Origin of the sequence: Streptomyces sp. (genome assembly GCF_036524955.1) — a bacterium.
Classification (GTDB): Bacteria; Actinomycetota; Actinomycetes; order Streptomycetales; family Streptomycetaceae; genus Actinacidiphila.
In genome coordinates this window covers 1-11929 of sequence record NZ_DATDBG010000164.1, presented here as the reverse complement: position 1 = coordinate 11929, position 11929 = coordinate 1, and the positions used below count along the sequence as shown (strand labels likewise).

Genomic DNA, 11929 nt, shown 5'->3' with positions numbered 1-11929 from the left:
ATCCCGGTCGTTCCCGGGCCGCGGCCCGGTGGGGGCCGGGGCCGGGGAACGGGCCGCGGCCCGGTGGGGCCGGCCGCGCGGTTCCCCGCGCTCTTCGGGACACACCGCTGGAATCCTGGGCGTCCCCCATACGTTGTGCTGGTCGGAACCCGACAGAACATCCGCAGGACGCCACTGGCCATCGCCAGGACATCCGCAGACGAATCCCACCACCCGCGTCGGAGGAGACCCGCTGATGCTGTTCAACAGCTACAAGAAGCAGCTGCCCACCGCGGAGGAGGCACTGCCCGGGCGCGCGCAGCCGGAGTTCCCCGTCCCCGCCCGCCACACCGTCCTCGGCAATCCGCTGACCGGCCCCTACCCCGAGGGCCTGGAGGTCGCGGACTTCGGTCTGGGCTGCTTCTGGGGCGCCGAGCGCCAGTTCTGGCAGACCCCGGGCGTGTGGACCACCCTCGTCGGCTACCAGGGCGGCCACACCGTCAACCCCACCTATGAGGAGGTCTGCTCCGGCCTCACCGGCCACACCGAGGCGGTCCGCGTCGTCTACGACCCGGCCCTCGTCTCGTACGAGCGGCTGCTCAAGGTCTTCTGGGAGTCCCACAACCCCACGCAGGGCTTCCGCCAGGGCAACGACGTCGGCACCCAGTACCGCTCCGCGATCTACACCCACTCCCCCGCCCAGGCCGACTCCGCCGCCGCCTCCCGCACGACCTACCAGTCCGTCCTCACCGCGGCCGGCCACCGCACCATCACCACCGAGATCCTCCCGGCCGGCCCCTTCTACCCCGCCGAGCCGTACCACCAGCAGTACCTCGACAAGGTCCCGAACGGCTACTGCGGCCTCGGCGGCACCGGCGTCTCCTGCCCCGTCGGCGTGGCGAAGGCCAGCGGCTGACCTCCGCGCGCACCGCGCCAGCCGGACCGGCTCGCCGAGGCCCGACAACGCTCGGCGAGCCGGACTGCGGACCAGAGCCGAGCGGATCCAAGGCGAGCGGGAGAAGCCGTCCATGGTGATCACGGTGGAGATAGCGCAGCTTCTGGTGTCGCCGGTGCACCGGTACGCGGGAAGGCCGGGAGACGGGCCGGCCGGGACGGAGGGGGAGGAGTTGGTGTCGCGGATCGAGGTGCGGCAGGGGCTGGGGATCGTCGGGGACCGTTATTTCGCCCGGCCCGCGCACCGGGATGCGGCCCTGACGGTCATGGCCGCGGAGAACCTGCCGGTCGGCATCGACACCGCGGTGGATCTGCGGCAGACCCGCCGCAATGTGCTGCTGCGGGGCGTGGACATCGACGCGCACATCGGCTCGACCGTCACCCTGGACAGCGGCACCGGCCCCGTCGTGCTGGCGGTGCGGCGCGCCGCCAGGCCGTGCGCGTGGATGGACGCGACGATCGGGCCGGGGGCGCAGCGCGCGCTGCGGGGGAAGGGCGGGGTGCGGTGCACGCCGCTCAGCGACGGTGTTCTGACGGTCGGTCCGGCGACGTTCTCGGTGGGGCCGCCGGTCGACGTGCCGCGGTGACGCCGCGCAAGGGTCGGGAGCGGTTGTCCGTGACCGGATGACGCGCACGGGTGTCGGCAGCGGTTGTCCGTGACCGGATGACGCGGGTGTCAGGGGCGGTGGTCGATACCGGTTGACGCGCGGTCGAGCGGCCCTGCCCATGGCCCCCGCGCGGCTGGCGCGCGACGATGGGACGCGGTGCTTCGCCGAGGCGAACAGGGGGACGGCATGGGCAGGTTCGTGAGTGCGGTGCTGGCGCTGGCGGTGACGGCGGGGGCACTGGCCCTGGCGTACGCGGTCGGCGCGCCGACGTCGGTGGTGCTCGGCGCGGCGGCAGGCGTGCTGAGCCTGCTGTGGCTGCTCGTGCTGCTCACCGTGCCGTGGAACCTGTACTTCCGGGCCCACACCGTGCTGGCCGAGATCGCGGTGAGCCGTGAGAAGGGCATGGAGGTCTCGCGGGAGCGGGACGCCGAAGCCACGCGGATCGCGCGGGTGACGCTGCGGGCGGCGGTGGCCGGACACGTGCTGACGGCCGGTCTGGTGGTCGCGGTCACGCTGGTGACGGACCAGGCGACGGGGTACTACTGGTTCGCCGCGTTCTTCTTGCTGAGTACGTTCTTCCGCCCGGCGGGAGCCTACTTCGGGCAACTACGGCGGCGGCTCGGCGCGCTCCTGACGGACGTGACGTACCCGCGCGACGACGTACTGGAACTGCGCGTGCTGGTGGAGCAGCTGCGCGACGGCACGAAGGTCCTGGAGGGCAAGGCCGAGGAGCAGTACCGCGCCCTGGCCGAACTGCGCCGCACGGTGGACGCGTTGGGCTCCTCGGTCTACGCGCGGGCCGACGCCGTGGACCGGAGGGTCGCGGCGCTGAGCCGGGAGTTCGAGACCACGGTCAACCGTCTCACCGACAACCAGGAGATCATCACGGGGCTGAAAGCGTTCCTGCGGCTCCTGCGCACGGAGGACGGCGGCGCGGACGGACCGGCGCTGCCGTAACGGGACGCGCCCGGCCTCGACCCGTGTCCGGCCTCCTCGACCGCCACGGCTACCGCCCCCGCGACGCCGAATGGCCCACCGTCCGTCATCGCGTCCTGACCGGCCTCGCGTCAGGTGAGCGCGTGGCCTGCCCCGGAGGGCCGTTGCCCGAGCCCGCGCGGTGGCGGGCCGAGGGGCGAGGCCGTCCGCGGAGAGGGCGAGCAGGAAGCCCGACGAAGACACCCGGGGCACGGCCGGCGGCGTGAACCGTTCCCCATGACTCGTAGACGTTTCGCAGAGCGTTACGGTCGCGGGGCGCGCGCGGCGCAGGGTGCGCGCGGCGCAGGGGCCCGCCCGGCGACTTGCGGACGTGTGGCGCCGCCCACACACGTACGTGGCCGCGTACGTCCCCGAGCGCGCGGCTCAGACGATCGCCGTCACCGTGACCGAGACGGTCACCTCGGTCGCCCAGACGCGCGGGTGGTCGGCGTGGAGGGCCTCGATGACGGCGACGCGGACCTGGCGGGCGACGGTTGTGGCCTGGTGGCCGGCGTGGACGGCCAAGGAGATGTCGACGGTGGTGAGGCGGGTGGTGTCGTGGGGCAGCACGCGCACACCCGGAGTGCGGGTGGTGGGGAGGACGGCCGGGCGGAGGCGGTCGGCGAGGCGCGGGGTGAGGTGGGCGACGCCGGGCACGTCCGAGGCGGCGCGGGCCGCGGTCGCGGCGATCTCCCGCAGATCCGAGGCACGGGTCATGGGCGGGGTCCTTCCCGGTGCGGCCGCCCGGGGGCGGGGACATGGTGCCCGGGAACGCCGCGCCGTCGCCGGCGGCCGGCGAACGGCCGACGGGAGGTCGCCGCCTCCCCGTCTTCTCCCGCTGCCCCCGCTTCTCCCGCCTGCCGCTGCTCCCGCCGCACAGCCGTAGCGTCATCCACCTCGCCTGCCACCTCCACGCTGCACGCCCCCGCGACGGTCGGCGCGCAGTTCCCACGCGCCCCTGCGGGGGGCGCACTCCTTGCACTTCGCCACGCGCTTGCGGGCTCGTCCTCGGGTACATCCTCCTGCGCCGCCCGCACTCCCTGTGGATCCGGCGGACGACCGTCGGACGTCGATCACCGCGCCGTACGGGCGCGGGCAGGCGCCGCACAGCCGTCACCGTCCGGGGGACGCCCGCGCGGTGGCCGCGCCGGTGGGGGCGGACAGCCGTCACCGCGAGGCACCACCGTGCCCCGCCGGTGCCGCACTCCGGCGCGATCCCCCCGACAGGCCACCACCGTGACACGCGACCGCGCCCACACGCCGGCCACACCCCGCGCCACCCCTCGTGCACGCGCGCCCCGGCCGCAGTCCCACCTCCGCACGGCGGCCGCAGCCCGCGCACGGGGGAGACTGGGGAGCCCCGGACGAGGAGGACTCACGTGGGTAAGGGCCCCGGTGCGCAAGCGGAGTTGCGGCGCCGCAACTTCGCGCTGGTGACGCACGCCCTGGCCGCCGGCGAGGACCTGACGCGCGCGGCTGTGGCCGCCCAGGTGGGCCTGACGCGGGCCACCGTCTCGACCCTGGTGGACGAACTCCTCGCCGGGGGGCTGGTGGAGGAACGGGGAGCCCGGCGCCCCGGCACGGTGGGCCGTCCCGGAACCCCGCTGGCCCTCGCCGACACGGGCCCCGCGGGCGTGGGCGCGGAGATCGGCGTGGACCACCTCGCCGCCTGCGTGGTGGACCTGCGGGGCACGGTACGGTGCCGCGCCGAGACCCCCGCCGCGAACCGCGGCCGGAAGGCCCCCGACGTCCTCGCCGAACTCGCCGAACTGACCGCGCGGGTCACGGCGGCGGCCCGGGAGGAGGACCTGCACCCCGTCGGTACCACCGTCGCCGTCCCCGGCCTGGTCGGGCACGACCGCGGCGCCGTCCTGCGCGCGCCCAACCTCGGCTGGGAGGACGTCCCGGTGGCCGCGGCACTCGGCGCGGGCACGATCGTGGAGAACGAGGCGAACCTCGGCGCCCTCGCCGAACTGTGGCTCGGCGGCCACCGAGGACTCGCCGACTTCGTCCATGTCTCCGCCGAGATCGGCATCGGCGCCGCACTCGTCGTGGAGGGCCGCCTCTTCCGCGGCGCCCGCGGCTTCGCGGGGGAGCTCGGCCACGTCCCCGTACGCCCCGACGGCCCCCTGTGCTCCTGCGGCGCCACCGGCTGCCTGGAAACGTACGCCGGTGAGAAGGCGCTGCTCCGCGCGGCCGGCCTCGCGACGGGCGACGACACGGAACCGGGTACCGGCGCGGGCACCCCCGCCCTGCGCGCCGCCGCGGACGCCGGCGACCCCCGTGCCCTGCGTGCCCTGGACGAGGCCGGCGCGGCCCTCGGCATCGCGCTGAGCGGCGCGGTCAACCTGCTCGACCCGCAAGCCGTCGTGATCGGCGGCCTGCTCGCCGACCTCACCCCCTGGCTGCTGCCGGGCGTGCGCCGCGAGCTCGCCACCCGCGTCACGGACCGCCAATGGCGCCCCGAGAACGTCGTCACCTCGGCCCTCGGCCGCGACGGCGTGCTGCGCGGCGCCGCCTGCAGCGCCGTACGAACGGTGCTGGACGACCCGGCGAGCTGGATCACCCGCAACGGCCCGGACTCGGGCTCCCGCGCCTGAGCGCCGTACGGCCCGCCCCGACGCCGACGAGGACGCCGCCGACGCCCGGCGCCCGGCGCCCGGCGCCCGGCAGCGCCCGGCAGCGCCCGGCAGCGCCCGGCAGCGACGAGGATGCCGTATTACGCCGCCGACCCCGCCAGCCACCGCGCCCACGACAGGTTCCACCCGTTGAGCCCGTTGGACGGCTGGATCGTCCGGTCCGGGGAGTTCTTGACCACCACCACGTCCCCGACCATGGAGTTCGCGAAGAACCAGGCGGCAGGCGTCTTCGGGTCCTTGCCGCCCTTGACGTCGCTCAGCCCGATGCAGCCGTGGCTGGTGTTGACGTGGCCGAAGACCGACGTCGCACCCCAGTAGTTGCCGTGGATGAAGGTGCCGGAGCTGCTCAGTCGCATGGCGTGCGGGACGTCGGGGATGTCGTACTCGCCCTTGCCGTCGTTGTCGGTGAAGCCGACCGTGGCACCGTTCATGCGCGTGGTCCTGTCCTTCTCGGAGATGACCATCCGGCCGTTGTACGTGGCGTGGCCGGTGGCGCCCGCGGAGATCGGGATGGTCCTGACGACCTTGCCGTCCCGGACCACCGTCATCCGGTGGGTCCTGGTGTCGACGGTGGAGACCTGGGAGCGGCCGACGTCGAAGCCGACCGTCTTGTCCTGGATGCCGTAGACGCCGGTGGCGCCCTCGACGCCGTCCAGGGCGAGGGTCAGGGTGACGTGCGAGCCGGCCTTCCAGTAGGTCTCCGGCCGCAGGTCGAGCCGGGTGGAGCTGAACCAGTGGCCGACGACCTGCTGCCCGCTGCTGGACGTCACCGTGATCGCCTTCTGTACGGCGGCACGGTCGGTGATCGCCTTGTCGAAGTTGATGGACACCGGCATGCCGACACCGACGGTGGAACCGTCCTCGGGCGTGAAGTGACCGATGAAGCTGCCGGCCGCGGAGACGGTCGCGAAGGTGGAGCGCGCGGCGGTGCTGCGGCCCTGGGCGTCGGTGGCGGCGGCGGAGACCGCGTACTGGGTGCCGCGGGCCAGGGCCGCGTCCGGCCGCCAGCTCGTACCGTCGGCCGAGATCGTGCCGGGGACCGTACGGCCGGTGGCCCTGGACGTCATGGTCACGGAGGTCAGGGTGCCGCCGGTGACGGTGACCTTGGTGCCGTTGTGGATCGAGGCGCCGGTGCTGCCGGTCCTCGGGGTGATGACGATCTTCGCATCGGAGGCGTTCCGCGCGGCAGCCGCGTCCGCCTGGGCCTGACCGGCGCCGGACTGGGTGGGCGTCATGGTGAGCGTCGCGGGTGGCGCCGGCGACGAGGTGGCCGTGACCTGGTCCGTGGCGCCGTCGGCCCGGGCACTGCCTTCGCTGCCGCCACCGCACGCGGTCAGCGCGACGGTGCCGCCCATCACCACCGCGACGGCCGCGAGGGTGCGGCGGCGGGAGAAGGGCGAGCGGGACCTGCGGGCAGGGCCGGGGCGCTGGGCGGTGGGCATTCCGGCGTCGGGCGGCGTCACACATCTCTCCAATGCTGAAGGTTCGTCCTCATGCATGAAAACAGCTGGAAGGGGGTGTGCGTGACGTTCAGGCACAAATTGTGGCGTTTCCCACCCATGGCACACCCGGCCCACAGAACCCAGAGGCGCGGGCGAGAGGGGTACCGACCGCTGTGACCAGGGGGGGCTTCTGGTAGCGATCCGGCCACGGAGGGTGAGCGGCGGCCTCGCCGCTTCCCACCGGCCGCACCAAGTCACTACCATCGGCCCCACGGTCAAGCGCCACGCCTTCCCCCGGGGTCATCGGCCCGGGATGTACCACCAGGGAGATCCGTTGACCTCGCCCCGCCCTTACGTCGCCGCTGCCGCTGCCTCCGTGCTGGCCGCGCTGTATTTCGTGCCGTCCGCGACGGCGAGCCCGCACCAGGACGCCTCCGCGGCGAAGTCCGCGACGACGGCCACACGGTCCGCGAGCGAGCTCGGCCTCGCCGACACCGGCAGCGTCGACACCAGGCCGTACGTGATCGGCGGCGCGGCCTTCCTGGTGGTGGGCGCGGGGCTGGTGCTGAACGCCGGCCGCCGCTCCCGCGAGACCGCCGCCTGACGAGGACTCAGTCGTCGTACGGCGCTTGTACGGTTGTACGGTTCCGCTACGGCCCTGCGCCCCGCGGGCACGTCCCAGTCCTCCGCGGCCTTGCGCCGACGGGTCCTTACGCCAGCGGTCCGGTGACCGTCTCGGCCGCCCGGGTCAGCCGTCCGTCGCGGACGAACGCGTAGGCCGCCTCCAGATCCGGGGACAGGACACGGTCCGGCCCCGCCCCCGCGACACCCGCCTGCCGCACCGCCGCCAGTACCGCCCGGGAGGCCGGTGCCATCCGCGACCCACTCCCCGACGCCGCCCTGATCTCCAGCGCCCGCGTCGCCGCGTACATCTCCACCGCGATCACCCGCGCCAGACCGTCCACCGCACGACGCAGCTTGCGCGCCGCCGACCACCCCATCGACACATGGTCCTCCTGCATCGCCGACGACGGGATCGAGTCCACCGACGCCGGCACCGCCAACCGCTTCAGCTCACCCACCAACGCCGCCTGCGTGTACTGCGCGATCATCAGCCCCGAATCCACCCCCGGATCATCCGCCAGGAACGCCGGCAGACCGTGCGACCGGTTCCGGTCCAGCAAACGGTCCGTACGACGTTCCGCGATCGACCCCAGATCAGCCACCGCGATCGCCAGGAAATCCAGCACATACCCCACCGGTGCACCATGGAAATTGCCGTTGGACTCCACCCGCCCAGACCCGGAACCCCCGCCCGGCTCCCCCAGCAGCACCACCGGATTGTCCACCGCCGCCGCCAGCTCACGCTCCGCTACCAGCCGGGCATGCGCCAGCGTGTCCCGCCCCGCACCGGCCACCTGCGGCGCACACCGCACCGAATACGCGTCCTGCACCCGCGGCGCCTCATCCTGGTGATGCCCCGTCAACCCCGAACCCGCCAGCACCCGCCGCATGTTCTCCGCACTGGCCGCCTGCCCCGGATGCGGACGGATCGCATGCAACTCCGCCGCCAGCACCCGGTCCGTACCCAGCAGCGCCTCCAGCGTCAGCGCCGCCGTGACATCGGCCGCCGTGAACAACCCCGCCAGATCCGCACACGCCAGCACCAGCATCCCCAGCATCCCGTCCGTGCCGTTGATCAGCGCCAGCCCCTCCTTCTCCCGCAGCACCACCGGCTCCACGCCACACCCGGCCAGTACCTCCCCGGCCGGACCCACCACACCGTCCGGACCCTCCGCCTCACCCTCACCCATCAGCACCAGCGCACAATGCGCCAACGGAGCCAGATCCCCCGAACAACCCAGCGAACCGTACTCACGCACCACCGGCGTCACACCCGCGTTCAACACCGCCGCCATCGTCTCCGCGACCACCGGCCGCACGCCCGTACGACCCGAAGCCAGCGTCTTCAACCGCAGGAACATCAACGCCCGCACCACCTCACGCTCCACCCGCGGACCCATCCCCGCCGCATGCGAACGCACCAGACTCCGCTGCAGCCGCACCCGCAGCTCCGGACCGATGTGCCGCACCGCCAAGGCGCCGAACCCCGTCGACACCCCGTACACCGGCTCCGGCCTCGCCGCCAACGCCTCGATCACGGCGCGCGACGCGGCGATCCCCGCGAGGGCGTCCGGGGCGAGTTCCACGCGGGCGCCGGCCCGCGCCACAGCGACGACGTCATCTGCCTCGGCTCCCGACGGGCCCACCACCACAACGCTCTGCATATTCATATTCACGCACCCTAAGCAGTGAATCTCTCCCTGTCACCCCGCGCCCTGGGCCAGGCTCCTCGCCCACCGGACGACCCGGCCGGGCAGCCCGCCATCACCCGCCCCGGCTGCCGTCACCCGTTCGGGGGGCCTCGTCGGGCTGGTCATGAGGTCCGGCTCGCTGAGCCGTACGGGACAGGCACCGAGGTCCAGGACGTTCAGGACTGGATGGCGTCCTTGCTGTGCTGATCGATGGTGCCGGGCGGGCTGAGCCGACGCAGCGCGAGGAGGCCGCCGATGCCGGGAATGGCGGCAGTGGCCTTGGTGGTGGTCGTGGCCCGCTTGAGGCGCCAGGTCGCGGCCACCACGAACAGGTAGGCGCAGCCGTGGACGGGACCGGTCAGGGAGGAGACGGGTTTGAGGTGGGCGGTGGCGAGGTTGGCCAGCATGATGATCAGTGAGATGAGTTCGACGCGTGCCGCGATGCGCAAAGGCCGAAGGTGCACCGTCATGCTCCTGTGGTGGAGCCGGGGCGGACGATCATCAGGACGGTGACCGTCGCCCACAGCAGGTTGAAGACGCCGGTGAGCATGGCGAGGCGGCCGGCAGATCGGGTGGCGGGGCCGGGGCCGGGAGCCTGCGCGGCGGTGAGCGCGGCGTCCTGGGCGGGCAGGATCAGCAGGGCCAGCGTGGCGGCGGCCGCGGCGGTCAGAAGGACCGAGATGATCAGCCATCCGCTCCCGAGGGCGTTGAGACTGCTGGCCGTGGCGAACCCGAACACGGGAACCGCGATGCCCACGGCCGCGTAGACGCGGCAGATACGGTGCAGCATCCGCAGGGTTGTGAGCGCCTCGCGGTCACCCGGGTCGCTGTGGGCGCGGCGCAGTGCTCTTGGAAACATGCTCGCGGCGACGGTGACCGGGCCGATGGCCAGAACGGCGGCCAGGACGTGCAGGGAGAGGAGAAGTTTCGTCACGGTCAGCCTTCCGTGGCCGCTCGGGCGGTGCGGCGCCGGCCGGTGACCTCGGATGCCGGGAGGCGCCCGGCCTTGGCGGTGCCGGTCGGGGTGCCGCCGGTGACCGGCACGGCGAAGGCCGGGTTCAGGCGCATGGGCGTGGTGACGGCCTGCTTCCGGGTGAGCCGGTCGTCGTGGAGGACGACGTGGCTGAGCGGGACTTCCTCTCCCGCCTGCCACCCCCCGGCCCCCGCGTCATGGCCGGGGACCTCGCCGGGCTCCGCGACGCGGCCCGGGGCGCCGGGAACCGGAATCAGGCCCGCACGCCCGGGGTCGAGGGCGCCAGTGGCACGCGGCAACAGGCCCCCGGTGCCGCTGACCACCTCGCGCGGTCCTTCGGCGGAAACCGGTTCCACGCCCACAGCGCCGCCGGAGCACAGCACCTCACGGGGGGCGATGGCATCGAGCGGATCGAAGCCGTCCAACGGGACGATCTGGGCGTGCATGCAGGGTTCCTTCGAGTGCGGCAGGGTCCGGTCTGTGCCGGGTCGCTCCCGACGCTAACCGCCCGCCCACCCCTCTCCCAGTGGCATGAGTGACACCTTCCAACGGAATAACGCCACCGTTCACGGAAAGGCTTTGAGCTGGTCAAAGCAGAGCTCAGGATGCTGAGACCACGGCATGCCGCCGGTGAGCGGGTATCTTCTGGCCATGCACACCGTCGCCGTCCTCGCACTGGACCGGGTGATCCCGTTCGACCTGTCCACCCCGATCGAGGTCTTCACCCGCACCCGCCTCCCGGACGGCCGCCCGGGCTACCAGATCCGCGTGTGCGCGGAGAAGCCGGAGATCGACGCGGGTGCCTTCACCCTGCGCGCGCACTGGGGGCTGGACGGGCTCAAGGGCGCGGACACGATCATCGTGCCCGGTACCGACGCCCCCGCGGCACCGCTCGCCCCCGCCGTCCGCGACGCGCTGCGAGCAGCGGCCGAGCACGGCACGCGCATCGCCTCCATCTGCTCGGGCACCTTCCCGCTGGCCGCCACCGGACTCCTCGACGGCCTGCGTGCCACCACCCACTGGATCGCGGCCGACCTCCTGGCCACCGCCCACCCGGACATCGAGGTCGACCCGGACGTCCTGTACGTCGACAACGGCCAGATCCTCACCTCCGCCGGCGCCGCCGCCGGCCTGGACCTGTGCCTGCACATGATCCGCCGCGACTACGGCTCGGCCGTCGCCGCCGACGCCGCCCGGCTGTCCGTCATGCCCCTGGAACGCGAGGGCGGCCAAGCGCAGTTCATCGTCCATGATCACGCACCCACCCCCCAGGGCTCCGCACTCGAACCCCTGCTCACCTGGTTGCAGGACAACCTGGGCTCCGACCTCACCCTCGCCGACATCGCCGCCCATGCCGGAACAAGCACCCGGACCCTGATACGCCGCTTCCGCGAACAGACCGGTACGACCCCGCTCCAGTGGCTCCACCGCGCCCGCGTCCGCCAGGCCCAGCACCTCCTGGAGACCACACGCCACTCTGTCGAACGCATCGGCGCTCAGGTCGGTTTCGGCTCACCCACCGCCTTCCGTGACCGCTTCAAGCGCACCACGGGCGTCAGCCCTCACACGTACCGCCGCGCCTTCAGCTGACTCCCCGCGCCTGCTGACTCCCTGCGCATCACGCCACCCGGCGAACGCGGCCGCTCACCAGCGGGCCTTTGCCCGAGCGCGATCACTTGGAGTCGGAGGGGCGGCTCGGACCCCGGACCGGTTCGGTACCCGCAGCCCCCGATGCCGAGTGCCCCCGCACAACGGGACCCGCACCGTGCGACGAATCCGCGCGGGCGGTGCGGGTCGCAGACACCCCCACGAAGTGGCCGCACCCTGCGGAAGGGGGAGGGGCGGGCACCCGGAAAGCCCGGTGCGGGCAGGCCGGGGGAACCCAGTGCCGCGTCGGTCGGGGTGTGCCCGTCCGGGAGCGGCGTCCGGTGCGGTGCGTCGCAGGGCGCCGGGCCGGCCCCGTCGTGGGCCTGCCCGGTCGGTGCGGCAACGCCGCGGGGCGCCGTGCCGGACGTCGCGACGGGACACACTCCGGCGACGCGGC

Annotated in this window: 12 protein-coding genes; 6 read left to right on the top strand and 6 right to left on the bottom strand. The window is 73.5% G+C overall.

Annotated elements, in window-relative coordinates; genetic code table 11:
- The first annotated feature begins 235 nt into the window (after window positions 1-235).
- The 3 genes from msrA to VIW71_RS13325 all read left to right on the top strand — a co-directional run bounded on the left by msrA (window position 236) and on the right by VIW71_RS13325 (window position 2498).
- Window positions 236-895: a peptide-methionine (S)-S-oxide reductase MsrA gene (msrA, locus tag VIW71_RS13335; RefSeq protein ID WP_331622360.1), complete on the top strand. Its 660-nt coding sequence runs from the start codon at window positions 236-238 to the stop codon at window positions 893-895.
- Between the two features lie 112 nt (window positions 896-1007).
- Window positions 1008-1520, top strand: coding sequence for a molybdenum cofactor biosysynthesis protein (locus VIW71_RS13330; protein WP_414720742.1), 513 nt, complete (start codon window positions 1008-1010; stop codon window positions 1518-1520).
- A gap of 207 nt (window positions 1521-1727) precedes the next feature.
- Entirely contained in the window at window positions 1728-2498 is a 771-nt protein-coding gene (locus tag VIW71_RS13325) for a hypothetical protein (RefSeq protein WP_331622359.1), read from the top strand.
- Window positions 2499-2900: 402 nt separating this feature from the next.
- Here the strand turns inward: VIW71_RS13325 and VIW71_RS13320 are convergent, their stop codons facing one another.
- Complete coding sequence (locus VIW71_RS13320; RefSeq protein WP_331622358.1) at window positions 2901-3233, bottom strand: Asp23/Gls24 family envelope stress response protein; 333 nt, start codon at window positions 3231-3233, stop codon at window positions 2901-2903.
- A gap of 662 nt (window positions 3234-3895) precedes the next feature.
- Here VIW71_RS13320 and VIW71_RS13315 point away from each other — a divergent pair.
- Window positions 3896-5116 carry an ROK family transcriptional regulator gene (locus VIW71_RS13315; RefSeq protein WP_331622357.1) on the top strand — a complete coding sequence of 407 codons (1221 nt, stop codon included), beginning with the start codon at window positions 3896-3898 and terminating at the stop codon, window positions 5114-5116.
- Between the two features lie 119 nt (window positions 5117-5235).
- On the opposite strand, the gene VIW71_RS13310 is transcribed toward VIW71_RS13315, so the two are convergent.
- Window positions 5236-6597, bottom strand: a complete 1362-nt coding sequence (locus VIW71_RS13310) for a L,D-transpeptidase (protein ID WP_331622361.1) — start codon at window positions 6595-6597, stop codon at window positions 5236-5238.
- 334 nt (window positions 6598-6931) lie between these two features.
- Here VIW71_RS13310 and VIW71_RS13305 point away from each other — a divergent pair, with 334 nt between their 5' ends.
- Window positions 6932-7201, top strand: coding sequence for a hypothetical protein (locus tag VIW71_RS13305; RefSeq protein WP_414720741.1), 270 nt, complete (start codon window positions 6932-6934; stop codon window positions 7199-7201).
- A gap of 106 nt (window positions 7202-7307) precedes the next feature.
- On the opposite strand, the gene hutH is transcribed toward VIW71_RS13305, so the two are convergent.
- From hutH to VIW71_RS26575, 4 genes are all read right to left on the bottom strand, one after another.
- Window positions 7308-8891, bottom strand: a complete 1584-nt coding sequence (hutH, locus tag VIW71_RS13300; protein ID WP_331622355.1) for a histidine ammonia-lyase — start codon at window positions 8889-8891, stop codon at window positions 7308-7310.
- A 197-nt stretch (window positions 8892-9088) separates the two neighbouring features.
- Window positions 9089-9382: a DUF3817 domain-containing protein gene (locus VIW71_RS13295; RefSeq protein WP_331622354.1), complete on the bottom strand. Its 294-nt coding sequence runs from the start codon at window positions 9380-9382 to the stop codon at window positions 9089-9091.
- Complete coding sequence (locus VIW71_RS13290) at window positions 9379-9846, bottom strand: DUF2269 family protein (RefSeq protein WP_331622352.1); 468 nt, start codon at window positions 9844-9846, stop codon at window positions 9379-9381. The genes VIW71_RS13295 and VIW71_RS13290 overlap by 4 nt, the downstream gene beginning before the upstream one ends.
- A 2-nt stretch (window positions 9847-9848) precedes the next feature.
- Entirely contained in the window at window positions 9849-10331 is a 483-nt protein-coding gene (locus tag VIW71_RS26575) for a hypothetical protein (protein WP_414720740.1), read from the bottom strand.
- Between the two features lie 205 nt (window positions 10332-10536).
- On the opposite strand from VIW71_RS26575, the gene VIW71_RS13280 reads away from it, so the two are divergent.
- Window positions 10537-11475 (top strand): GlxA family transcriptional regulator, encoded by a 939-nt coding sequence (locus VIW71_RS13280; protein ID WP_331622351.1) that lies wholly within the window; start codon window positions 10537-10539, stop codon window positions 11473-11475.
- Window positions 11476-11929 lie beyond the last annotated feature (454 nt).